At 71.5% G+C, this 22,701-nt stretch carries 21 protein-coding genes and 1 pseudogene; 8 read left to right on the top strand and 14 right to left on the bottom strand.

The genetic code is table 11. The annotated features are described in order from the left end of the window. Positions 1–43 precede the first annotated feature (43 nt). From ITP53_RS06295 to holA, 4 genes are all read left to right on the top strand, one after another. Positions 44–1,336: an MFS transporter gene (locus tag ITP53_RS06295; protein WP_207755578.1), complete on the top strand. Its 1,293-nt coding sequence runs from the start codon at positions 44–46 to the stop codon at positions 1,334–1,336. Then, the gene (locus ITP53_RS06300; RefSeq protein ID WP_195894337.1) at positions 1,333–2,277 is read left to right on the top strand and encodes a threonine ammonia-lyase; all 945 of its coding nucleotides are present in this window, start codon (positions 1,333–1,335) and stop codon (positions 2,275–2,277) included. Before ITP53_RS06295 ends, ITP53_RS06300 begins: the two co-directional genes overlap by 4 nt. Next, complete coding sequence (locus tag ITP53_RS06305) at positions 2,274–3,200, top strand: ornithine cyclodeaminase family protein (protein ID WP_195894338.1); 927 nt, start codon at positions 2,274–2,276, stop codon at positions 3,198–3,200. Before ITP53_RS06300 ends, ITP53_RS06305 begins: the two co-directional genes overlap by 4 nt. Before the next feature lie 72 nt (positions 3,201–3,272). Next, positions 3,273–4,256, top strand: coding sequence for a DNA polymerase III subunit delta (gene holA, locus ITP53_RS06310; RefSeq protein ID WP_195894339.1), 984 nt, complete (start codon positions 3,273–3,275; stop codon positions 4,254–4,256). Between the two features lie 49 nt (positions 4,257–4,305). Here the strand turns inward: holA and ITP53_RS06315 are convergent, their stop codons facing one another. Next, positions 4,306–4,791, bottom strand: coding sequence for a MarR family winged helix-turn-helix transcriptional regulator (locus ITP53_RS06315; RefSeq protein ID WP_195894340.1), 486 nt, complete (start codon positions 4,789–4,791; stop codon positions 4,306–4,308). A gap of 68 nt (positions 4,792–4,859) precedes the next feature. Here ITP53_RS06315 and ITP53_RS06320 point away from each other — a divergent pair, with 68 nt between their 5' ends. Beyond that, positions 4,860–6,158: an MFS transporter gene (locus ITP53_RS06320; RefSeq protein WP_195894341.1), complete on the top strand. Its 1,299-nt coding sequence runs from the start codon at positions 4,860–4,862 to the stop codon at positions 6,156–6,158. Between the two features lie 125 nt (positions 6,159–6,283). Here ITP53_RS06320 and ITP53_RS06325 read toward each other — a convergent pair whose 3' ends face one another. From ITP53_RS06325 to ITP53_RS06355, 8 genes and pseudogenes are all read right to left on the bottom strand, one after another. After that, entirely contained in the window at positions 6,284–6,976 is a 693-nt protein-coding gene (locus tag ITP53_RS06325) for an ABC transporter ATP-binding protein (protein WP_195894342.1), read from the bottom strand. 57 nt (positions 6,977–7,033) lie between these two features. Next, positions 7,034–7,960: an ABC transporter ATP-binding protein gene (locus ITP53_RS06330; protein ID WP_195894343.1), complete on the bottom strand. Its 927-nt coding sequence runs from the start codon at positions 7,958–7,960 to the stop codon at positions 7,034–7,036. Continuing rightward, entirely contained in the window at positions 7,957–10,551 is a 2,595-nt protein-coding gene (locus ITP53_RS06335; protein ID WP_195894344.1) for an FtsX-like permease family protein, read from the bottom strand. Before ITP53_RS06335 ends, ITP53_RS06330 begins: the two co-directional genes overlap by 4 nt. Further along, complete coding sequence (locus ITP53_RS06340; RefSeq protein WP_195894345.1) at positions 10,548–13,604, bottom strand: ABC transporter permease; 3,057 nt, start codon at positions 13,602–13,604, stop codon at positions 10,548–10,550. The genes ITP53_RS06335 and ITP53_RS06340 overlap by 4 nt, the downstream gene beginning before the upstream one ends. Before the next feature lie 168 nt (positions 13,605–13,772). Further along, positions 13,773–14,021, bottom strand: coding sequence for a hypothetical protein (locus ITP53_RS55850; RefSeq protein ID WP_207755579.1), 249 nt, complete (start codon positions 14,019–14,021; stop codon positions 13,773–13,775). A 16-nt stretch (positions 14,022–14,037) separates the two neighbouring features. After that, a pseudogene (locus ITP53_RS60975) lies at positions 14,038–14,361 on the bottom strand (LLM class flavin-dependent oxidoreductase); the annotation flags it as partial. 110 nt (positions 14,362–14,471) lie between these two features. Then, positions 14,472–14,741 (bottom strand): 30S ribosomal protein S20, encoded by a 270-nt coding sequence (rpsT, locus tag ITP53_RS06350; RefSeq protein ID WP_195894358.1) that lies wholly within the window; start codon positions 14,739–14,741, stop codon positions 14,472–14,474. Positions 14,742–14,848: 107 nt separating this feature from the next. Beyond that, entirely contained in the window at positions 14,849–15,835 is a 987-nt protein-coding gene (locus tag ITP53_RS06355) for a glycoside hydrolase family 18 protein (RefSeq protein ID WP_195894346.1), read from the bottom strand. A gap of 14 nt (positions 15,836–15,849) precedes the next feature. On the opposite strand from ITP53_RS06355, the gene lepA reads away from it, so the two are divergent. Beyond that, the gene (gene lepA / locus ITP53_RS06360) at positions 15,850–17,721 is read left to right on the top strand and encodes a translation elongation factor 4 (protein ID WP_207755580.1); all 1,872 of its coding nucleotides are present in this window, start codon (positions 15,850–15,852) and stop codon (positions 17,719–17,721) included. Positions 17,722–17,725: 4 nt separating this feature from the next. On the opposite strand, the gene ITP53_RS06365 is transcribed toward lepA, so the two are convergent. Continuing rightward, the gene (locus ITP53_RS06365) at positions 17,726–18,142 is read right to left on the bottom strand and encodes an acyl-CoA thioesterase (RefSeq protein ID WP_195894348.1); all 417 of its coding nucleotides are present in this window, start codon (positions 18,140–18,142) and stop codon (positions 17,726–17,728) included. Beyond that, positions 18,139–18,432, bottom strand: coding sequence for a hypothetical protein (locus ITP53_RS06370; protein ID WP_195894349.1), 294 nt, complete (start codon positions 18,430–18,432; stop codon positions 18,139–18,141). The genes ITP53_RS06365 and ITP53_RS06370 overlap by 4 nt, the downstream gene beginning before the upstream one ends. A gap of 58 nt (positions 18,433–18,490) precedes the next feature. Here ITP53_RS06370 and ITP53_RS06375 point away from each other — a divergent pair, with 58 nt between their 5' ends. Further along, positions 18,491–18,982 carry a GNAT family N-acetyltransferase gene (locus tag ITP53_RS06375; protein WP_236050503.1) on the top strand — a complete coding sequence of 164 codons (492 nt, stop codon included), beginning with the start codon at positions 18,491–18,493 and terminating at the stop codon, positions 18,980–18,982. A gap of 7 nt (positions 18,983–18,989) precedes the next feature. On the opposite strand, the gene ITP53_RS06380 is transcribed toward ITP53_RS06375, so the two are convergent. Then, the gene (locus ITP53_RS06380) at positions 18,990–20,501 is read right to left on the bottom strand and encodes a DUF6297 family protein (RefSeq protein WP_207755581.1); all 1,512 of its coding nucleotides are present in this window, start codon (positions 20,499–20,501) and stop codon (positions 18,990–18,992) included. Between the two features lie 130 nt (positions 20,502–20,631). Then, positions 20,632–21,255 carry a heme ABC exporter ATP-binding protein CcmA gene (ccmA, locus tag ITP53_RS06385; RefSeq protein ID WP_328814134.1) on the bottom strand — a complete coding sequence of 208 codons (624 nt, stop codon included), beginning with the start codon at positions 21,253–21,255 and terminating at the stop codon, positions 20,632–20,634. Positions 21,256–21,448: 193 nt separating this feature from the next. Here ccmA and ITP53_RS06390 point away from each other — a divergent pair, with 193 nt between their 5' ends. Further along, positions 21,449–21,787, top strand: a complete 339-nt coding sequence (locus tag ITP53_RS06390; RefSeq protein ID WP_195894352.1) for a hypothetical protein — start codon at positions 21,449–21,451, stop codon at positions 21,785–21,787. On the opposite strand, the gene ITP53_RS57065 is transcribed toward ITP53_RS06390, so the two are convergent. Then, positions 21,726–22,577: a response regulator transcription factor gene (locus tag ITP53_RS57065; RefSeq protein WP_236050504.1), complete on the bottom strand. Its 852-nt coding sequence runs from the start codon at positions 22,575–22,577 to the stop codon at positions 21,726–21,728. The genes ITP53_RS06390 and ITP53_RS57065 overlap by 62 nt on opposite strands. Between the last annotated feature and the right edge of the window lie 124 nt (positions 22,578–22,701).

A 22,701-nucleotide genomic window follows, 5' to 3' on the forward strand; every position in this document is an offset into this window, starting at 1 on the left:
TGATGCTTGCCGAAATTTAATGACGAGGAGCAAACTGCGTGACATGGTACTTGCGTCCCCCCTGCGCAGCCGGGTCCGCCAGCTGTCCGCCACCTCGATCGGCAACGCCATCGAGTGGTACGACTGGCTCACCTACGCGTTCCTCAGCACATACTTCGCCGACCAGGTGATTCCCGCTTCCAGTCACGCGGCCTCGCTGCTCGGCACGTTCGCCGTGTTCGCGGTCGGCTTCGTCATGCGCCCGGTCGGGGGGCTGGTCATCGGACTGATCTCCGACAGGCACGGCAGGCGCGCGGCCATGACGCTGACCATTGTGCTCATGGGCATCGGGCAGCTCATGATGGTCGTGCTGCCCACGTACGAGCAGGCCGGCCTGCTGGCGCCCATCCTGCTCCTGGTCTCCAGGCTGGTCCAGGGCTTCTCCGTCGGCGGCGAGTTCGCGGTGTCGTCGGTGTTCCTGGTCGAGTCGGCCACCCCCGGGCGGCGCGGCCTCTATTCCAGCATGAGCTACTTCAGCTCCAACCTCGGGCAGCTGCTCGCGTCCGGCATCGCCGCGCTGTTCAGCAACCTGCTGTCCAAGCCCGACATGCTGAGCTGGGGCTGGCGCATGCCGTTCCTGATCGGCGCCGTCGCCTGCCTGAGCGGTCTGTGGATCAGGAGCGGCACGCACGAGACGTACGCGCTGGCCGAGGCCATCAAGGAGGGCCGGGCCGAGCGGCCGCGCATGTGGGACTTCCTGCGCCACCACCCCCGCGAATCGCTGCTGGTGGTCGGCATGACGATCGGCGCCACGGTGAGCTTCTACACCTGGTCGGTCTACCTGCCCAGTTACGCCGAGACGACGGCCGGCACCGACCCGGCCGAGGCGCTGCCGGCCACCACGATCGCGCTGGCCTTCTTCACCGTGATCCAGCCGCTCGGCGGACTGCTGTCGGACCGCATTGGCAGGAAGCCGATGCTGGTGGTGTTCGGCATCGGGTTCACCCTGCTCACCGTGCCGCTGCTGTCCCTCGTGGACAAGTCGTTCTGGAGCCTGCTCTGGATCTCGTGCGCGGCCATGCTGCTCCTGACCTGCTACACCGCGGTCTGCTCGGCGGTCATGGCCGAGCTGTTCCCCGCCAAGGTGCGCACCGCGGGCCTCGGCATGCCGTACTCCACGACCGTGGCCCTGTTCGGCGGCACCGCGCCGTACGTCGCCACGGCGTTCATCGACGCCGGGCACACCGTGCTGTTCGGCTGGTACGCGACCGTGCTCATGCTGATCTCCACGGTGGTGTACATCAGGATGCGGGAGACCAAGGACGTCGTCGTCGAGGTCGCCGGAGCCGAGGCGTGAGCGGGATCCGGCAGGTACGCCCGCCCTCCGGCGACGACCTCGACCGCGCCTGGGCGGCGGTCGGCGGGCGGCTCGCCCCCACGCCGCTGGTGCCCACCGCGCTCGCGCCCGGCGCGCTGCTGAAGCTGGAGTCGTTCCAGCCGACCGGCTCGTTCAAGGTGCGGGGTGCGATCGCCGCGCTGTCCGCACTCCCGGCCGGAGTGGCGGCCGTCACGGCGAGCGCCGGCAACCACGCGCTCGGCATGGCTCACGCCGCGAAGGCGACCGGCAGGAAGGTCACCGTGGTCGTCGCTGAGACGGCGTCGCCCGCCAAGGTCTCGGCGCTGCGGCGCTTCCCGGTCGAGCTGGTCAGGCACGGCCCCGACTTCGACGCGGCCGAGGCGCACGCGCTGGAGTTGGCCGGTCGCGACCTGGTCTACGTGTCGGCCTACAACGACACGCACGTGATCGCCGGTCAGGCGACCATCGGCCGCGAACTGGACTCCCAGGCCGCCGGCCCGCTCACCGTGGTGTGCGGGGTCGGCGGCGGCGGGCTGGCGGCCGGGCTCGGCCTGTGGGCCGAGCGGCGCGGGGACGTCCGGGTGGTGGGGGTCGAGGCCGCGGCCTCCCGCGGGGTCTCCGCGTCGGTCGCGGCCGGGCACGTGGTGACCGTCACGGTCGGCGAGACCATCGCCGACGGCCTGAGCGGGAACATCGAGCCCGGTTGCGTCACCCCGTCGCTGATCAGCGGCCGGGTTCGGCTCGCCTCGGTCACCGAGCCAGAGACACGCGAGGCCATGCGGTGGCTGTTCACCCGGCACGGGCTGGTCGCCGAAGGCGCCGGAGCCGTGGGCGTGGCGGCCGTGCTGGCCGGAAAGGTGGAGAAGACCGTGGGCAGGCTCGTGGTCGTGCTCAGCGGGCGCAACATCGCGCCCGCGGCATACGCGGAGGCCGTCGCGTGAGGGTGCTGAAGGAAGAGGAGGTGCGGGCCCTGGTCGGCCCCCGGCTCGCACTGGCCATGACCAAGGAGGCCCTGGTGGCGCAGGCCGCGGGGGCGGTGTCCCAGCCCGACCCGTGGCACCTTGAGCTCCCCGAGGCCCGGGGCGAGGTGCACATCAAGGGGGCCCACCTCCACGGTGCCACCCACTTCGCGGCCAAGCTGGCGACGGGCTTCTACGCCAACGCCGCCAAGGGCCTGCCGGTCAGCTCCGGCCTGAGCGTGATCGCCAACGCGGAGACCGGGTTCCCCGAGGTGATCGCCCTCGACAACGGCTACCTGACCGAGCTGCGCACGGGTGCGGCGGGCGCCGCCGCGACCGAGGCCCTGTCACGCCCCGACGCGGCCGTGGTCGCGGTGATCGGCCCGGGTGCCCAGGCCCGCTACCAGCTTCGCGCGCTACTGGAGGTGCGCGAGCTCGTGGAGCTGCGCGTCCACGGGCGCGACCCGGAGCGGACGGCCGCGTTCGCCGAGGAGATGCGCGCGCTGCACGGCTGGAAGGTGGTCGTCGCGCCGAGCGCCGAGGCCGCCGTACGGGGAGCCGACGTCGTCCACACCGTCACGCCGTCGCGCGAGCCCGTGATCTCCGGAGCCTGGCTGTCGCCGGGCACCCACGTCACGGCGGTCGGCGCGGACATGGCCGGTAAGCGCGAGCTGGACGCGGCGGTGCTGGAGCGGGCGGACGTGGTCGCGGCCGACGACGTGCGGCAGTGCCGGGCGATCGGCGAGCTGCAGTACGCCCCGCGGCGGCCCGCCGTCGCGCTGGGTGACGTCATCGCGGGCCGGGTACCAGGCCGCACGTCGCCCGGCCAGATCACCGTGGCCGACCTGACCGGGCTCGGAGCCGAGGACGCGGCCGTCGGCACCGCGCTGGCCCGCGCCCTGTGATCCGCCGGGCGTGCTGGAAAGGATCACGGTGGTGTGGTTCCGTCGAGTACCAGGTTGTCGGTGGCGCATGGCATGCTGCCTGATGTGGCGGGAACCGATCCAGCACTTGTGACCTTGGTCCTCGGCGATGAGGAATTGCTGGCCGAGCGGGCGGTGAGTGGCGTCGTCGCGGCGGCGCGGGGCGCCGATCCGACTGTTGAGGTGCATGACCTCATGGGGAGCAAGGTGACGGTCGGGGAGTTGACGCAGCTGACCTCGCCGTCGCTCTTCGGAGATCGGTCCGTGGTGGTGATCCGGTCGGCGCAGGACCTGGTCAAGGACGTGATCGCCGAAATCGTGACCTATGCCAAGCAACCTTCCGAGGACACCGTGCTCGTGCTGGTCCACCCCGGTGGGGTGAAGGGGAAGGCGCTGGTCGACGGGGTGAAGAAGGCCGGTGCCAAGGTGGTGACCATCAACAAGGTCACCAAGGCCGGGGAACGGCTCGACTTCGTCAAGGGAGAGATCAAGCGGGCTGGGCGCAATATCTCCGGTGACGCCGCGCAGGCGTTGCTGGACGCGGTCGGCACCGATCTGCGGGAGCTGGCGGCGGCGTGTAGTCAGCTGGTGTTCGACACGGAGGACAAGACGATCAGTGCTGCCGCCGTGGCGCGCTACCACAAGGGGCAGGCGGCGGTCACGGGGTTCAACGTGGCGGACTCGGCAGTCGAGGGGCGGCTCGCGGAGGCGCTGGAGCAGTTGCGCTGGGCTCTCGGCACCGGGGTCGCTCCTGTGCTGCTGGTGAGCGCCCTGGCTGGTGGGCTGCGATCGCTGGCCAAGGTCGGCAGCGCCCCACGCAACCTTCGGGGCGGGCAACTGGCCGGTCATGTCGGCATGCCGCCGTGGAAGGTGGATCGGGTGAAACGGCAGCTGAACGGCTGGGGGCCGGAAGGGCTGTCGAGGGCGATCCAGGCTGTGGCGAGCGCGGACGAGCAGGTCAAGGGCGGGGGAGCCGACCCGGCGTACGCACTGGAACACACGGTGCAGGTCATCGTGGCCAGCCGCACGGGACGGTAGCAGTCCCCAGACCCAGGATCCTTTGGGCGTGGGTCACCTGATACGGCTGTCAGCGGGTGGATTCGGCGCGCATCAGGAGGCGTTTGAGCAGGCCGTCCAAGGTCTCCTGGTCTTCTGGGCCGAGGGCGTTGACCATGTTCGCCTCGACCTCACTCCGGATCGTCATGGCCTCCATCCACAGGTCGTGTCCCTTGGAGGTGACCTCCACGTCAACCCGCCGGCGGTCCTCCGTGCTTCGTACCCGCCGTACGAGCCCAGATCTCTCCAGCGTGTCGAGCCGTCCGGTGATCCCGGCCGGTGACAGCAGCAGGTCCGTGGCGAGTTCGGAAGGCGTCGCCGCGCCGCCGCGCGCCACCAGCCGGTGCAGCGTCTCGTACTCGAAGTCCTGCATCCCCACCTCCGCCAGAGCCACCTCCTTCGCGTGGCTCAGGTGCTTGACCAGCAACTGCATGCGCGACACAACCGCCTCCACCCGCTCGTCGAAGGGTGCCTTGCCGCGCCAGCGGGCCAGATGACGATCGACCGAGTCCTCCATTCCAGGGATCATACGCCAGCGAGTATTTTGTTGACGAAACATTAGCTGGCGAAATACTCTCCCCAACCATGATGAACCGGCTTCTGATCGGGCGATGCCTGTCCGCGCTGGCTACGGCCCTCATCCCGACGACCCTGACCCTGGCGGTCCTGCGGGCCACGGGGTCGGGCGAGGCGCTCGGCATCGTGCTGGCCAGTGAGATGATCCCGCTGCTGCTGTTCCTGCCGGTCGGCGGCGTGCTGGCCGACCGGCTCAGGCCCGAACGGCTTGCGCTGCTCGCCGACCTGACCCGATGCCTGGCGCAGGCCGCCATCGCCACCGAACTCCTCCTCGGCGTGCACCGCCTCCTCGACCTGGCCCTCTTGTCGGCCGTGACGGGGGCGGCCATCGCGTTCGGCAGCCCTGCGGTGCCGAGGCTGGTGGCCGCGGTGGTGCCGGGCCGTGACAGGCTACGAATGAACGCCCGGATCGGCGTGGCGACAAGCCTGTCCGCGGTGGCCGCCCCGGCACTCGCCGGTACGATCACCGTGGCCGCCGCCCCCGGCTGGGCGGCGGCCCTCACAGCGGCACTCTTCGCCTGCTCGGCCCTCACCCTCGGCGGCCTCCGCACATACGGCCACTCCAAGACCGCCGCCAGAACCGTCGGAGCCACCGAACCCACCGCCGGAGTCGCCGGCGTCGTCGGATCGGCCGGAGCCGCTGGGGGCGTCGACACCGTTCCCGGGGTTGCCGTGGAAGTCTCCGGCCGGGCGTCCGCGGTCGCCTCCTTCAAGAGGGACCTGTCTGATGGATGGCGGGAGATCAGGGACCGTCCCTGGTTCCTGGCCTGTGTCCTGGGGCATGGCGTGTGGCACTTCGTGGCTGGTCTGTTCCTCACCCTTGGGCCCGTAACGGCGGTGCAGCATCTGGGCGGCGAGACGAGCTGGATGATGATCGTGCAGAGCGGCACGGTGGGCATGCTTCTCGGGGTCTTCGCGGCCCCGCGGCTCCCGATTCGCCGGCCGCTGGCCGTGGTTCAGGCCGGTGCCGCGGCCTACCTGTTGCCCATGGTGGCGCTCGCCGTCGGGGCCCCCGCCTGGGTGACGGCGGGTGCGTACTTCCTGGCGATGTTCGGGCTGGGTCTGCTCAGCCCGTTGTGGGAGACGGTGGTGGCGGAGGAGCTTCCGGAGGCGGCGCTGGGGCGGGTGCGTTCGTTCGACCAGCTGATCTCGTTCGCGTCGCGGCCGTTCGGCCTGGCGGTGGCGGCGCCGCTGGCCGGGGTGATCGGGGTGCCGGCGCTGGCGCTGGCCGGCGGCGTGCTGGCCGCCGTCGCGAACCTGGCCGCCATCCTCCCCGCGACACGGCCGACGGAGAAGGCATCAGGGTAACGCCGGAAGGTCAGGCATCCCGGAGGGTCAGGGCGGCCAGGATGGTCAGGGCAGTGCCGGAGCGGGTCAGGTCAGCGGCGGGAGATCAGGTAGGGCTGGAGAAGGTCAGGTCAGTGCTGAGGACGTCAGGTCAGTGCGGCCTCGTGTACGATGCCGTCGCTGATTTCCAGGACCCGGTCCGCCAGCATGATCAGGCTCGGGTCATGGGTGGCGACCAGCGCCGTGACCCCCTCACTACGCACGAGCGCCCGCAGCAGCTCCATGATCTGCCGCCCCGTCTGCGAGTCCAGTTGCCCGGTCGGCTCGTCGGCGACCAGCAGCCGGGGCCTGTTGGCCAGGGACCGCGCGATCGCCACCCGCTGCCGCTGCCCTCCCGACAGCTCGTACGGCCGCTGGTTCGCATGCTGCTCCAGCCCCACAAGAGCCAGCAGCATGCGTACGCGCTCCTCCCGCTCCGCGGAAGGCGTGCGGAGCAGCCGCATCGGCACCCCCACGTTCTCCGCCGCGGACAGCACGGGGATCAGCCCGAACGACTGGAACACGAACCCCACCACGTCCCGGCGCAGAGCCAGCAGCGCGTCCTCCGACAGCGTCGTGACCTCGTGCCCGGCCACGACCACGCGCCCCGCGTCGGGCCGGTCCAGGCCGCCGATCTGGTTGAGCAGGGTCGTCTTGCCCGACCCGGACCGCCCGCGCACCGCGACCAGCTCCCCGGGCAGCACCGAGAACGACACGTCGCGCAGCGCCGCGACCTCCTTGGGCCCGGTCCGGTACACCTTGCGCAGCCCTTCAACCACAACCAGGGGCGAATCAGTCACCGGACGACTCCTCTCGGGCGGTCACACGCCAAATCAGGCACCGGACGAAAGGCCGAATCAGTCACCGGACGGCTCCTCTCGGGCGGGCCACACGCCGATGTGGTCGGATTCGAGTTCGAGGCGCACCCGCCGCTCCATGGCCAGGGCGCTCATGAAGTCGCGGGGCAGCTGCAACCGCCCCACCCGGTCGAGCACGGCGTACTCCTCGGCGATGATCTGACCCTCTGCATCCGCGCGCCGCAGCGTCTCGCTGCTGGTACGCCCGTCGCGGATGCCGACCGTACGGTCCACCTGCTCCGACACCAGCGGGTCGTGCGTCACGATGACCACGGTCACCTCCAGTTCCCTGTTGGCCTTGCGCAACGCGTCGAACACCTGCTCGGACGTCTCGCTGTCCAGCTCGCCCGTGGGCTCGTCGGCCAGGATGAGTTGCGGGGAGTTCGCCAGCGCGACGGCGATGGCCACGCGCTGCTGCTCACCGCCCGACATTTCCAGAATTTTGCGGCTGGCGCAGTAGCCCACGCCCAGCAACTCCAGCAACTCCACCGCCCGCTCCCGCCGCGCCCGCCCGGAGCCCGCCAGCCGCATCGGCAGCTCGACGTTCTCCCTCGCGGAGAGGTACGGCAGCAGGTTGCGCGCCGTCTGCTGCCAGACGAACCCGACCACGGAACGCCGGTACCGCAGCCGGTCACGAGCGCTCATCGACAGCAGGTCCATGCCCGCCACCCTGGCCACCCCGGCCGTCGGCACGTCCAGCCCGGACAGCACGTTGAGCAGCGTCGACTTGCCCGACCCCGACGCGCCGACGACGGCGACCAGCTCGCCCCTGTCGATCACCAGGTCGAGCCCCTGCAGCGCGACGACCTCGACGCCCTCGGTCTTGTAGATGCGTACCAGGTTGTCGCAGACGATGTGCGCGTCGCCGCCGAACGCGGCCTTCTTCCGCGTTGCCTGGGCTTCCAGCTCGGACAGGGTCGGATTCAAGAGAGATCCCCCACTCGCAGGACGGCGCCGAGGGCGCGGCGGCGGCTGATGGCGGTGTGCGCGTACGCGCCGAGCACGGCGACGGCGGCGAGCCCGGCCGCCAAGGCGCTGGGCGTCACCAGGTCGGTCGAGTAGTCGCCGACGGGCAGGTCGCCGGCGTACGACGACAGGTCCACGCCAGGCCCGAGCACGGCGGGCAGGCCGAGGCCCAGTCCGAGCCCGACCAGCGCGGTGACGACGATCACGGGCAGGACCTCCAGAACGGTCAGCCGCCGCGCCTGCCGGTCGGACAACCCGAGCGTACGCAGGAATGATACGGCCCTGGCCCGGTCGGCGGCCCCGGCCGCCAGCGTCAGGACGACGGCGACCAGCGCGTATCCCGCCAGCGCGACCGTCACCACCAGCAACGTCGAGCGCACGGTGCTGGTGAGCGGGTCGTCCGTGATCGCCGCCAGAGCCCGTGACCGGGACTCCACGGTGGCAGACGGGACGAGTCGCGCCAGGTCTGCGGGTGCGGCGTTCCCCTTGATGAGCAGCGTGTTCACCGCGGGCCTGGTCAGCGTGCTCATGGGCACGACGAGGAACTTGCCGGTGGCGTAGAAGCCGGGCACCGACTCGATCACGCCCCGCGACGGCAGTTTCACCCGCGACTGCCAGCCGATCTCGATCGTCCCGCGTCCCCGCAGTTCGGGGGAGACCAGCGCCCCGTCGGACGACGCGGGCAGGCCGACGGGCGCTCCCTCCATGAGCCGCCGCCACTGCGCCACGTCCACGGCGATGGCGTCGGCCCGCTCGGTGCCGTACCCGATCTGGACGCGGGCGGTCTGCGCGGGCACCACGAGCTCCACGCCGGCGGTCCTGCGGACCCGCTCGACGGCGGCGGCCGGGATCTCGATGTCCGAGGTCATCTTGATCGGTGCCCCCACGCGCTGCCAGGAGGCCACCTGCTGGGTGCCGGCGATCCCATCGGCGATCACCGCCGCGAACACCGACACGCCCAGCGCGGGCAGCAGGATCAGCACCGGCAGCACACTGCCGGACCGCGCCCTGGCCGCCCTGGTCAGTCCCAGGAACGGCACCGCCGCCCGCCCGCGCGCGGTCAGCCGTACGAGCAGCCGCAAGGGGTAGGGGTAGCAGCGCAACGTGACCAGCGCCGCGGCCAGCGTCAGCGCGATCGGCACGAGCAGCAGGAACGGGTCCTGCCCGGCCGAGGCCGACAACCCCCGGGCCCGCAGCAGGTACGCCCCCGCCAGCGCGAGCACGACCACCAGCACCTCCAGCGTGACCCGCCGGGCGGAAGGCCGGGCGGCGGCCACGTCGGCACGCCGTTCGCGCAGCGGCGCCCGATGCGTGACGGCCGGTCGCGCCGTGGCGAACCCGACGGCCACGACCACCACGATCACGGGCCCCGCGGGCACGATCGGCAGCACGGGACCGGGCACGAGGGCGGACAACGCGTACCCGGCGAGAGCCGCGGGCACCACCGCGAGCCCCGCGAGCGCCGCGCCGGCGCCCGCCACCTGCCACAGCGACCCGCCGCGCGCCCGCGCCAGGCCCAGTGTGTGGTCCATCCGCTCGGCCAGCAGTCGCGTGCCCAGCACGATCACGCCGAGCGCCACCGCCAACAGGCCGCCCAGCACCAGGTACATCACGGTCTGCGCGGTGGCCAGCGCGGCGAGGAAGTCGCCGAGCAGCTTGGGCAGCCCGGTCTGCAGGTGGTAGGCACTGGCGCCGCCGGACGACTGGCCGGAAGATTGAATCGCCAGCACCCGGCCGAACTCGGCGACCGCCGCGTCTATGGCCGGCGCGGCCAGCGCGCTCGCCCCCGCGGCGCCGACCGGCAGGACCCAGTTGTAGGACAGGTTGCGCCCCTCGCCGCTGAGCGCGCTCAGCGCCGCTTCGGGGATCAGCGTCGTGATGTGCTTCTCGAAATCCATCTCACCCTGCGGCAGCAGCCGGGTGACGTGCAGCATGTCGGAGTTGTGGCTCCAGTAGCGGTCGTCCGGGTCCTTGGCCGCGAACACGCCTACGATCCGCACGGCGGCGTAGTCGCTCTCGCCGACCATGGTCGTCTGGCCGACCCGCAGGCCCATGTCGCGCAGGGCCTCCTCGACGACGCCCACCTCGAACACGGGGATCGTCTCGCCCTCGTACCGCATGGTGAGCGGCGCGCCGGGCGCGCGGCCGCTGACCCAGTCCACGCGCCGGTCGGCGTCGGACAACCAGCCGAGATTGACGAACGTACGCCCGCCCGTTCCGGTGACCGGCGTGAGCGTCGTCTTGGCGCTCATGTGGCCGCCGGACGCCACCAGGGGCCGCAGCGCCGGGGGCAGGAGCCCGCGCCAGCGGCGGTCGCGGGTGTCGAACTGGGCGCGTTCGCGCAGATCCTCCTGCCACGAGTGCGACTCCACGGTCACGGTCAGGTCTGCCTGCACGGCGGGGGCGTCGCCCAGCGACCGCCGCAGCGCCTCGTCGAACGACGCCTGCATCGCCCTGGGCAGGCCCGCGACGAGCAGGCACGCGACCAGCGTGAGCAGGAAGAGCACGGCGACCGTGCCGAGGTGCGCCCGGGCGAGCAGCGGAATCCTCACTGTTCCTCCCGGAGTCCGAGCCCCCGCCGGCGCACGTTGCGCGCCAGCCCGGCGACGATGGCGAGCAGCACCGCGGCCACCGCCACCAGCATCGCCGCCGTGGCCGCCCACGGGATGTCGAGCACCACGTCCGGCGTGACGGCCGAGGCCTGCCCGGTCAGCACGATGTGCGGCACGACCAGGACACCGACGACCACCGCGAGCCCGGTGCCCGCCGCCAGCGACAACACGATGACGAACGCCTGCTCGATCGCCAGCATCCCGAACACCTGCCTGGAGCTCACCCCGAGCGCCCGCAGGATCGCGAACTCGGTCATCCGCTCCCGCGCCGCGACGGCCGCGTTCACCAGGAACCCGAGCGCCGCGAACACCAGCGCCGCCGCGAACCCGAGCATCAACGCCCCCTGCAGCCCGCTGGCCAGCGGGTCGTCCTGCAACCTGGCCGCCAGCTCGCGCTGGTCGAACGTGGTGACGTCCCACTCGGGCTTGCCCTTGAGCGCGTTCACCGCCGCGCTGCCGTCGCCGGCCAGCCACCACTCCGTGGCAGGCCTGGGCACCTGCGCGGCGGCCAGCTCGTACGCCTGCATCGTCCCCCAGTCGGCGAGCACGGCCGGCTGGCCGGCCGTGGTGGTCGGCATGCTGTCCACCACGGCCACCACCTTGATGTCGAGGACCCTGCGATCGATGCTGGCCCGTCCGATCTGCCCGGCGGACATCTTGAGCGAGGCGGCCAGGTCGGCGGTGAGCACCACGGGCAGCGGTTCCGGCGGGGGCGGCGGCGCGAAGACGCCGACGGCGGGCCACGTACCACTGATCGCCATCGAGATCGGGGGTGCCGCCAGGTCGCGGCCGTCGGCACGGAGGCCGGTCAGGGTCAGGTTCGCGGCGCCGTCGGGCGCGCTCGCGACGAGGCCGCGCAGCGACAGCGGATACGTGATCTTCCCGGTACGCCCGGCCGGCGCCCGCAGATCGACGTCGATCCGATGGTCACCGCGCCTGAGCACGCCCAGCGACAGGTCCCGCCAGACCCCGAGCGCGTCGGAGAGCACCAGCCGCACCTGTGCGTCCGCGTCCACGTCGGCGCGCACGGTGAGCGTGGCGGGCTGCCCGGGAATGTCCAGCTTGCCCGCCTGCGCTCCCACCAGCCCGCGCGACATCTCGGAGAGCGACTGCGCGGACAGATCCGGACGCAGCCGGAACAACTCGCCCAGCTTGCCCGCCTCGACGCCGATCAGCACCGCGTTCTCGCCGCTCACCTCGGTCTGCCCGCGGAACCCGGGGCTGGCCGCGGTGACGCCGGGCAGCGCGGCGAACGCCGTCCCGCGCCCGAACGCCCCCAGCTCGGGACCGTCCGGCGGCCCGGACAGCCGCAGATCGGCCCCGGCCTGGTGGCGGGCCTGGTCGAGCTGCGAGTCCCGCCAGGTGGCCGCGGTCGCCATGGACACGATGCCGATCGCGATCGCCATGGTGAGCAGCAGCGCGGGCCCGGCGTACTTGAGCGGCCGCCTGCTCACCTGCCACGCCCCCAGTGCGGGGGCGAGCGCCGGCCGCCTGGAGGTCAGCCGCTCGGCCAGCCTCGAGATGCGCGGCACCAGCCGCAGTCCCAGCATGCCGCCCGTGAGCAGGGCCAGCGCGGGCCCGGAGATGATGAGCGGGTCGATGCCCAGCTCGCCGGCCGCCGTCGTGGTCACCGGCGCGCCGTAGCGCCGCAACTGCCAGATCGCCAGCCCGGCCACGACCAGCAGCGCCACGTCGGCGCCCGCGCGCTGGACCAGCCCGCGCCCGCCGCCGCGCCCGCGCGCCGACTGCTCCTCCACGTACGTACGCCGCGCCCCTGCCAGTGCCGGCAGCATCAGCAGCACGGCCGCGGCCAGCGCCACGCCGAACGACACGAGGAACGTTCCCAGATCGGCCGCCGGCGCGAGGCGTACCCCCGAGGCCCTGATCCACGGCAGCAGGTTGACCAGCGTGAGCAGCGGCGGCCCGAGGAACGGCGCGATGACCGCGCACGGCACCGCCACCAGCAGCGCCTCCCCACCCGCCAGCGCGGCCAGCCGCACCGTGCCCGCGCCGCGCGACCGCAGCAGCGCCACCTCCATGCGCCGGTGGTCGGCGAGCAGTCGCGCGGTGAGCATCAGCGCGTACGCGGCCAGCAGCAGCAATTGCAGCACCGGGATGAGCATCGTGGAGCGGGCCACCAACGACGCGGTGTCGAGCTGAGTCAGGATCTCGGGCAACCGGGTGGCGGTCACGCAGCTCGCGCAGCCCGCCGCCTTCAGCCGCTCGCCCACCTGCCCGATCGCGCCCGCCAGCGGGCGCAACTGCTCCGGCGTCAGCGCGCTCAGGTCGGGCACGGCGGTCCAGGTGGCGTTCACGCTGGTCGCGAAGCGCGCCACGAACGTCTCGCGCGCCACCATCAGCGGCCCGTACGTCGTGAACTCGCCGCGCTCCACGCCCCTGCTGAGCAGTTGCTCGCCGGCCCAGCGCTCACCGAACGGGTCGTTGAGCTGGAACACCCCGACGATGCGGACCCGGACCGGGCGCGGGTCGAGCCGGCCTCGGGTGGTGAACTCCTGGCCGGCCGCGAATCCGGTCGCCGAGGCGGCCGACAACGAGATCGCGGCCTCCACTGTGTCCCGGCCGGCCTTCGGCCACGTGCCGGCGACCAGCCTGGCGTGCCGGTCGAGCCCGTCGTAGCCGCCGAACCTGAGCAGCTCAGGCCGCTCCCGGCGCTCCTGGCCCGGCATGACGAAGGAGTCCGAGCGGAAGCTGGTGGTGACGGCGGGCGGTTCGCCGTACGCCCTGCCGAGTTCGGCGCGTACCGCCTGGTCGTACCTGGGGAAGGTGTCCGCCGTCACGGGGGCGCTGATGGTGGCCGCGGTCTGGCGATAGGAGGCCGTCTCCATCGTCCTGCGTACGCCCGCGTCGGCGATGGAGGAGGCGTACATGGTCAGCGTGACGAGCGTGGTGGTGGCCAGCAGGATCGACCCGAACGCGGCCAGGAGGAGCAGCGGCTCGCTAAACGCCCGTTTGACGACCAACGGCCCCCGCATGCGTCCCCCTTCGCCCGCTTAGAGCACCTTCGTCCAGGTGTCGGAGCGCAAGCAAGACGATCTCAGCAACGGTGACTCACCCGGTATGACGATGTGATATCGAAACCGTGACACAGCGAGGGAGCGCCGACCGCCGTAGGTCGTGCTGCCGTCAGCCCGGCCGTAAGGTCAGCCGACGGCCGTGACGGTGGGGGAGGGGCGTCGCGGCGTCAGGTCGAACATCCCGGCGAGCAGGTCGTGGCTGTGGCGGCGGGCCGCGGGGTCGGCGATCAGGTCCTGGACCATCAACTCGTCGGCGCCGCTCTCCTCGAGCATCCGCTCCAGCGTGGCGCGCACGTCGCCGGGCCCGCCGGCGACGAACCTGGGCCACCGGCCGTCCACGATCGCCGTCGGCTCCTGCAGTTGGGAGTCGGTCATCTCGCGCGCGGCTCGTCCGGCGGCGGCACGGTGACGTCTCCGGCGGCGCGGCCGCGCGACCCAGGCGGGCGTTGTAGCCCTTCGCGGAGCCCGCCAGATGGCGGCCCTCGGCGGCCGTGTCGCCGACGGTGACGTTGACCGCGAGCATCGCGCGCGGTCGCTCGAGGCCGAACCCCTGAGGCCGGAAGCTCTCGCGGTAGTGGCGCAGTGCCGGCGCCGCGCCCGTGGGGTTGATGAACCCGGCGAACGTGCAGCCGATGCCGAGCCCGGCGGCCAGGCCGGATCCGTTGGGGCTCGACCCGAGGAGCCAGGTCTGTGGGACGCCGGGCACCGTCGTCATCAGGGGGTGACCGGCGAACGGGTCGGGGAACGCGTCGTACAGCCCCGACCTGCCACGAACACAGCAGAACGCCGCACTCCCGGTGTGGAGTGCGGCGTTCTGGGTTGGTCTTACTTGGCGGCCAGGGTCGCGGCCTGCTTGGCGATCGCGGACTTGCGGTTGGCGGCCTGGTTCTTGTGGATGACGCCCTTGCTGACGGCCTTGTCGAGCTGACGGGCGGCGGCCCGCTGCAGCACGATGGCCTCCTGGACGTCGCCCTGCTCGGCGGCCTCGCGGAACTTGCGGACAGCCGTCTTCAGAGACGACTTGACCGCCTTGTTGCGCAGACGAGCCTTCTCGTTCTGCTTGTTGCGCTTGATCTGGGACTTGATGTTCGCCACGAAGAAGCCTCGGTGAAAGTCTGAGTGATGGATGGGCGCGCGGGCTCGAGAGAGGGCGCGCCACACGCAGTTTCACAGGTTACCAATAATTCGGGCGGCTGCTCAAATCAACGCCAGCGCGTCATGTATTCCCGCCAGTCCTCCTCCGTGGCCGCGAAGTCCACGTAGAGGGCCAGCCCGAAGCGCTCGCGGCGGCCGTGGTCCGACAGCGCCAGCCGGGCGCCCTCGGCCGCGGTGGCGACGCTCTCGGCGGCGTCCGACCATGCTATGCCGTGGTCGTGGTAGGCGGGGGCGCCGATGTACAGGGACTTGTCGTCGGGGACCAGGTCCAGGGCCAGTCCGGCCTGCCGGGTCACGTAGCCGCCGTACAGGGACTCGAGCGGGGTGAAGGAGTCGTACGTCATGATCGCCACCTGGTCCACGCGGTCCACGACCTGCTTGAAGTAGCTCTGGGACCAGTACTTGTCGTGGGTCAGGATCACCCTGGCGGCCAGGCGCATCAGCGGGTACGGCTCGATCTGCGGAGTCGAGGTGGACAGCAGACGCGTGTGCTGCCTGGTCCGGTCCAGCAGGTCGAGGAACTCCGTGTCGCCGTCGCCGATCGGCTCGAAGTTGTAGTGGATGCCGTCGTAGCCGGCCTTCATGATGGCGGCGACGCCGGCCAGGACGTTCTCGCGGGACTTGGGGTCGTCGAGGTCGAGGCCGTTGTCGACGCTCTGGCCGAGCCAGGCGGAGATGCGGATGGCGGGGAGGTGCTTCCGCATCCATTTCACGAAATTTCCGGCGTTGGGGTATTTGGCTGGATCTAATCGGCCATCCCACTCGAAGGGGCCGGAGTGGACGTACACGTCCTTGATGCCCGTGGTGCGCAGCCGTACCGCCAACCGCTCGACATCCTGCTCCGTGCGGCGGCCGTCCACCCACATGTGCCCCAGCCAGAGGGCGTCGTTGCCGGTGCTCTTCGCCCAGTCCTCGGGGGCGCCGGTAAACTGAAGGCGGAGCGCGGCGGCGAGGAGGCCGGCCAGCGCCACCACGATGGCCAAGGCAAGCGTGAGCAGGCGCAGGCCGCGGCGGATGACGGTTCGGGAAGTCACCCGGGCATGTCACCATGAAAGACTGCTTGACCTCAACCCTGTCGAAACGGACTTCGGTGCGCACTCAGCCTGGCCAGACCGACCCCGCGTTGATCCGCAACTTCTGCATCATCGCGCACATCGACCACGGCAAGTCAACGCTTGCCGACCGGATGCTGCAGATCACCGGCGTGGTCGACGACCGTTCCATGCGCGCCCAGTATCTCGACAGGATGGACATCGAGCGCGAACGCGGCATCACGATCAAGTCGCAGGCCGTGCGGCTGCCGTGGGACGGCCACGTGCTCAACATGATCGACACCCCCGGGCACGTCGACTTCACCTACGAGGTGTCGAGGTCGCTGCAGGCGTGCGAGGGCGCGATCCTGCTGGTCGACGCGGCCCAGGGCATCGAGGCGCAGACCCTGGCCAACCTCTACCTGGCCATGAACGCCGACCTGCACATCATCCCCGTGCTCAACAAGATCGACCTGCCCGCGGCGCAGCCGGAGAAGTTCGCCGAGGAGCTGGCCGGGCTGATCGGGTGCGACCCGTCCGACGTGCTCAAGGTGTCCGGTAAGACCGGCGTGGGCGTGCGCGAGCTGCTCGACCACGTGGTCCAGACCGTCCCCGCGCCGGTGGGCGACGCCGACGAGGCCGCGCGGGCGCTGATCTTCGACTCCGTCTACGACACCTACCGCGGCGTGATCACGTACGTCCGGGTCATCGACGGGCACCTGGGCAAGCGTGAGCGCATCCTGATGATGTCCACCATGGCCACCCACGAGACGCTGGAGATCGGCGTCATCTCGCCCGAGCCGAAGATCGCCGACCTCGGCCTGGGCGTCGGCGAGGTGGGCTACCTCATCACCGGCGTGAAGGACGTGCGCCAGTCGCGCGTCGGCGACACCGTCACCGCCGCGGCCAAGCCGGCCCAGAAGATGCTGGCCGGTTACGAGCACCCGAAGCCGATGGTGTTCTCCGGGCTCTATCCGATCGACGGCGACGAATATCCGGAGCTGCGCGAGGCGCTCGACAAGTTGCAGCTCAACGACGCCGCGCTGGTCTACGAGCCGGAGACGTCGGCGGCGCTCGGGTTCGGGTTCCGTGTCGGGTTCCTCGGGCTGCTGCACATGGAGATCGTGCGGGAGCGGCTGGAGCGGGAGTTCGGGCTGTCGCTGATCTCGACGGCGCCCAACGTGGTCTACCGCGTGGTCATGGAGGACGGCAAGGAGCTCACCGTGACCAACCCGTCGGAGTTCCCGACGGGCGGCAAGATCGCGCAGGTCTTCGAGCCGGTCACGAAGTCGACGATCCTGGCGCCGTCCGACTTCATCGGCGCGATCATGGAGATCTGCCAGGGCCGGCGCGGGCAGCTGCTCGGCATGGACTACCTGTCGGAGGACCGCGTCGAGATCCGCTACACGCTGCCCCTCGGCGAGATCATCTTCGACTTCTTCGACCAGCTCAAGTCGCGCACCCGCGGCTACGCCTCGCTCGACTACGAGCCGGCGGGCGAGCAGGAGAGCGAGCTGGTCAAGGTCGACATCCTGCTGCAGGGCGAGCCCGTCGACGCCTTCAGCGCCATCGTGCACAAGGACAAGGCCTACACCTACGGCGTCGACATGGCCAAGAAGCTGCGTGAGCTGATCCCGAGGCAGCAGTTCGAGGTGCCCATCCAGGCTGCCATCGGAGCCAGGGTCATCGCCCGCGAGAACATCCGCGCCATCCGCAAGGACGTCCTGGCCAAGTGCTACGGCGGTGACATCTCCCGCAAGCGCAAGCTGCTGGAGAAGCAGAAGGAAGGCAAGAAGCGGATGAAGATGGTCGGCCGGGTCGAGGTGCCCCAGGAGGCCTTCGTCGCCGCGCTGTCCACCGACTCCGGCGCCGAGAAGGCCAAGAAGTAGGCCGTCACAAGCCGAGCGGGCCGGGGTCGCTCGCGAGCTCGCGCCAGCGTGCTCGCGGGTCGTCGAGCAGGCGGCGGGCCCGGAGATCCATTATGCCCGCGACGCCGGTCATCTCGGCCGCCAGCTTGCCGTCCGCACGCCTGAGCTCCTGCCGGTACGCGAACGTCTTGCCCTCTCCGTACTCGAACGCGCACGTCACCTCGACCTCGTCGCCGAGGCGCAACTCGCGGTGGTAGCGGATGGTGGTCTCCAGGACCACGGGCGCGGTCTCCTGCTTCATCAGATCGTCCGGCGACACGCCCGCCGCGCGCAGGCACTCCCAGCGGGCGTGCTCGCCGTACTGGAAATAGACGGTGTTGTTGACGTGGCCCAGCATGTCGATCTCGTAGCCGCGTACGGTGATGCGGGTGGAAAAGGTCATGACCGCTCATTCAACCAGATACGTGATTTTTCCGTCAGATACCGCAGGCCGTCGCCGCCGATCTCCACCCACTCGCCGCGCGCCCAGCCGCCGGTGGTCTGCGGGGCGAACCCGTGCCGCCGGAAGAGCGCCGACGCCTCCTTCTGGGTCAGCCCGCGCCGTCCCCATTCCTCGATGACCTGCGCCGTCCGCTCGTCCTCGTCCGCCCCCGGCTCTCCCAGGGCGTCGGCCAGTTCTTCAAGGCCGCGCGCGATGAGCCGGAGCGAGTTCTGGATCCTGGGAACGTCCATTCTTTGCCTATCAATCGGTAGCGATTGCCTACCGATGCTAGCAAATAGGCTGAGAAACATGGAAGTGGTGCGTACCGCACGATTGGTCCTTTCTCGGGTCACGCCCGATGACCTCCCGGCCGTCCATGAGATTCACTCCGATCCACGTACGAACGTGTACAACCCCGACGGCCCCATCGTCGACCTGGAGTCCAGTCGCGCCATGCTCGACCTCTGGCTGGCCGACTGGGCCGAACGCGGGCTCGGCTACTGGGCCGTGCGGCGAGCGGACGAGCCGGAGGTGCTCGGCTTCGGGGGCCTGCGCCGCGCCGTCATCGGCGGCGACGAGGTGCTGAACCTCTACTACCGCTTCCGCCCGTCGGCGTGGGGCCACGGGTACGCGCTGGAACTCGTCGAGGCGGCTCTGCGGGCCGGCAAGGAGCTCGGGACGGTGGTGGCCGTGATCCGCGACGTCAACGAGCCGTCCCGCAGGGTGGCGGAACGAGCCGGCATGCACAAGGACCGCACGATCTCGTACGGCGGCGTGCCGAGCGACCTGTACGTCGCCTGACCCGCCTTCATGCGGTTCTGGGCTGTTCGGCCGGGGGTGTCGACTCGGTTCGGGCCGGGCGCGAGCGCCACACGAATGCGGCGAGCACCGCCACTCCGGCCACCGCCTGAGCCACCAGGTAGGAGGCCGGATTCCCGGCCCCGGACTGCAGCGCCATCGCGGTGGGCAGGCACCCGAGCACAGCCAGGTCCACACCGGTGGCTGCCCAGGTGGCCACCCCGGTCGGGATGGCGCCGCCGGGGGTGTCGATGACCGGCATCGAGTGGTCGATCGGGCCCCGCCTGGCCATGCGCAGCGCACCGGCGGCCAGCGCCGGCGCCGCCGCCACCCCGAACAGCCACCACACCCCCGGCCCACCGGTGACGAGGGTGACGCCTGTCAGCGCGACGGCCGCCCAGACGCCGCTCACCACAGCGGGCAGGATCGCGCGGGCGGTCAGGGCCGGGCGGTGGCCCACGCCCATCAGACGGGCCAGGGCGGGGTTGTCCCTGTCCCTGCGCGCGCCCGACGTGCTCGCCGTCGCCACGGCCAGCCCGCCCAGGAGGACGGCGGCGCCGAGCGCCACAGAGGTGGCGCCCGCCTGAGCGAACACGGCAGGCAACCCGGCCGTCGCGAGCATGGTCGCCATCCGCCCCGGCCTGCGGGCCAGGCGGCGCCAGTCCTGCCAGGCCAGGGCGAGCGGCGCGGGCAGTGACGGCCACCGCCGGGAGGTCAGCGTCCTGGCCCGCCAGTGGTTGTCCTCGGCTATCCAGGTGAGGGCGCCGGGGTCGAGGCTCGTGGCCGCGCTCGCCAGGTGCCCGGCCCGGGTCGAGGCCGCCACGAGGGTGCGGGCGGGGATCCGGTCGAGCGACGTCCACGCCTGCCGTAGGAGCACGGCGGCGGCGACGGCGGCGCCCGAGACCGCGGCGGTCACCGCGGGCAGGGGCGCGCCCGCGGCGATGGCCAGCACGGTACGGGCCTGCCCGCTCACCGCCACCACGGCCAGCCCCAGCAGGGCGACCATCACGAACGTCAGCCAGAACTGCCACGACTGCGACGCCTGGGCCAGCACCGCCACCGCCATCCCGCCCACGACCACCGAGACGCCCAGCACCAGCGCGCCGAGCACCCGCCACACCAACTGGTCGGGCGCGCCCAGCACCGCCAGGAACGCCAGCCCGAGCACCAGTCCCGCCACCACCGCGACCGTGCCCAGCAGTCGCCCGGTACGCCCGAGCAGCCGCTGCCGGTTCAGCGGCGAGAGCAACAACCAGGAGGCGTCGGCGGCGGGCAACCACACGGGCCCTGCCCCACGGGCCGCGACCAGGAAGCCGCCCAGGCTCAGCGCGATCAACGCCATCCCTGCGCCCATCCGCGTGGGATCGACTGCCCCGGCCAGCCCGCCGAGCATGCCGGCGACCGGGTTGCCGAGCACGGCGGCCAACATCACGAGGGAGAAGACGGTGACGTACCGGTCCAGCACCGTGGACCTGGCCCGGCCGCGGGACCGTACGAAGGCCCGTACCGACCGCACACTCACCTCGGACGCACTCACCTGCCCGCCCCCGCCCCACCGGTAAGCGCCGCCGAGGTCATGATTCCGGCTCCGGGTCTCATGCGGCCACCTCCGACAGTGTTTGAGGTCTGACCGGCGTGGCCGGTTGTGGGTCTCACGCGGCCACTCCCGACGGTGAGATCTGGCGGGCGCGGGCGGCCAGGCGGTCGTCGTGGGTGGCCATGACGACGGTGCCGCCCGCGCTCGCGTAGTCGCCGAGCAGGTCGCCCAGGCGGCCGCGGAAACCGGTGTCCAGGCCGCGTTCAGGCTCGTCGAGCAGCAGCAACGTGCTGGGCCTGAGCAGCGTGGAGGCCAGCGCGAGGCGCTGACGCTGCCCGGTCGACAGGTTGAGCGGCGCCGCGTCGGCCCGCTCCACCAGGGCGAACACCTCCAGTGCCGCCTCAACCGTCATACGGGTCTCCGCGTGTACGGCTCCCATCAACTCCAGGTGCTCGCGCGCGGTGAGCCCCGGATACCAGGCGGGCTCCTCGTTCAGCAGCGCGACCCGCCGCCAGAAGGCGGAGTCGTCGGCCGGCGGCTCACCGAACACCCGCACCACGCCGGAGGTGACGGGCTGCAGCCCGGCCAGGCAGCGCAGGAGGGTGGACTTGCCGGACCCGTTCGGCCCGACCACCGCCACCACCTCGCCAGGGGACACGGTCAACGCCATCCCCCGCAGGACGGGATTGCCGCCGAGCTCCACCGTGAGGTCGGCAACGCTGACGATCGAGGCACACACCGTTCGAGCGTAGCCATTCCGCACACCCACCGCGCGGCCATGATCGTGGCCGCGATCGCAGTCATGATCGCGGTCATGATCGCGCGGCATCGGCTGCGGGCTGCGGGCGGCGGGATCCCCGTGGGCGTAGGGGTTTTTGTCGGTGCCGGCGTCTACCTTCTATTCCCGAACACCTGTGCGACTGGAGGGTGACGTGAGTGCTTCTGAGCGATTCGAGCGGGCCGCGGTGCTGGGGGTTGCCGTGGCTGAGGAGACCCGGCGGCTGCTGCGCCGCCACATGGCTCCTGGTGAGGAGGACGACGACGGCACCGTGCTGGTCGACGTGCCTTACCCCGACGCGGCCGTCGTGACCGCACTGCTGGACGTGGCGGCCGAGTGCTTCGGCGAGCGGGGCGGCTCGGTCGAGGAGACCAGGCAGGCGGCGCTGGAGACGCTCCTGCAGTTGGCCGGGTTCGACGCCGAGTCCCAGCTCAACGCGGGGGCTCCGGGGCCTGGCCCGGGTGGGCGAGGCCGCAGCGATACGCGTAGGTGACGGCCTGAGCCCGGTCACGCAGGCGCGCCTTGGCGAAGAGGTTGTTGATGTGGGTCTTGACGGTCGCCTCCGTGATGTAAAGGCGGGCGGCGATCTCCGCGTTCGACAGGCCGTCGGCGATGAGGGCCAGCACGTCGGCCTCGCGCGAGGTCAGTCCGTCGGGCAGCGACCGCTTGCCCACCGCGCGGGCGGCCGGATCGCCGTCCGTTCGGCGGGGGAGGCCGGGAGCGGCCTCATCGGGCAGACGTCCGGCGCTGGTGGCCTGCCGCCTGTCCTCGCGCCCTGGGGTGCGGCGGACGTCGGGCACAGAGGGGTGCACAGGCGGCTCGGGCTGGGGTGGTGACATGGTGTCGAGGAGGCGGCGTTGCACGGTCGGGTCGAGTTGGGCGTCGCCGCGCATCACCGTGGCGACGGCCCTGGCGATCTCGTCGGAGTCGGCGTCCTTGGTGAGGAAGCCGCGCGCGCCCGCCCTCAGCGCCGCGAAGACGGACTCGTCGTCGGAATACGTGGTGAGCACCACGACCTGGGTGTCCGGGTAAGCCGACCGGATCCGCCCGGTGGCCTCAACGCCGTCCATGCGAGGCATGCGGAGGTCCATGAGCACCACGTCCGGCCGCTGCTCCTCCACCAGCCGGAGCGCCGCCGCGCCGTCGCCCGCCGAGCCCGCCACCTCGATGCCCGGCAGCAGGCCGAGCAGCAGCACCAGGCCCTCGCGCACCACGGCCTGGTCGTCGACCACGATCACCCTCGTCATAACGGGCACCTCCGGGAAGTCTGGGCGAGAGGTCATGACGGCACCTTCAGGTGGACGAGGAAGGCGCCGCCCTGCTCGCCTGCCGAGAGCGTGCCTCCGAGGAGTTCGGCGCGTTCGCGCATGCCCATGAGGCCGTATCCGCCCCCGGCCGAGCCGCCCC

It is taken from the genome of Nonomuraea cypriaca, assembly GCF_015645445.1.
Taxonomy (GTDB): domain Bacteria; phylum Actinomycetota; class Actinomycetes; order Streptosporangiales; family Streptosporangiaceae; genus Nonomuraea; species Nonomuraea cypriaca.

Bases quoted from the DNA above. Each gene is read 5' to 3' on its own strand.
- ITP53_RS06295 (WP_207755578.1), top strand. From the start codon at position 44: ATGGTACTTGCGTCCCCCCTGCGCAGCCGGGTCCGCCAGCTGTCCGCC.
- holA (WP_195894339.1), top strand. From the start codon at position 3,273: ATGCTGCCTGATGTGGCGGGAACCGATCCAGCACTTGTGACCTTGGTC.
- ITP53_RS06315 (WP_195894340.1), bottom strand. From the start codon at position 4,791: ATGGAGGACTCGGTCGATCGTCATCTGGCCCGCTGGCGCGGCAAGGCA.
- ITP53_RS06320 (WP_195894341.1), top strand. From the start codon at position 4,860: ATGATGAACCGGCTTCTGATCGGGCGATGCCTGTCCGCGCTGGCTACG.
- ITP53_RS06340 (WP_195894345.1), bottom strand. From the start codon at position 13,604: ATGCGGGGGCCGTTGGTCGTCAAACGGGCGTTTAGCGAGCCGCTGCTC.
- ITP53_RS55850 (WP_207755579.1), bottom strand. From the start codon at position 14,021: ATGACCGACTCCCAACTGCAGGAGCCGACGGCGATCGTGGACGGCCGG.
- lepA (WP_207755580.1), top strand. From the start codon at position 15,850: ATGAAAGACTGCTTGACCTCAACCCTGTCGAAACGGACTTCGGTGCGC.
- ITP53_RS06365 (WP_195894348.1), bottom strand. From the start codon at position 18,142: ATGACCTTTTCCACCCGCATCACCGTACGCGGCTACGAGATCGACATG.
- ITP53_RS06370 (WP_195894349.1), bottom strand. From the start codon at position 18,432: ATGGACGTTCCCAGGATCCAGAACTCGCTCCGGCTCATCGCGCGCGGC.
- ITP53_RS06375 (WP_236050503.1), top strand. From the start codon at position 18,491: ATGGAAGTGGTGCGTACCGCACGATTGGTCCTTTCTCGGGTCACGCCC.
- ITP53_RS57065 (WP_236050504.1), bottom strand. From the start codon at position 22,577: ATGACCTCTCGCCCAGACTTCCCGGAGGTGCCCGTTATGACGAGGGTG.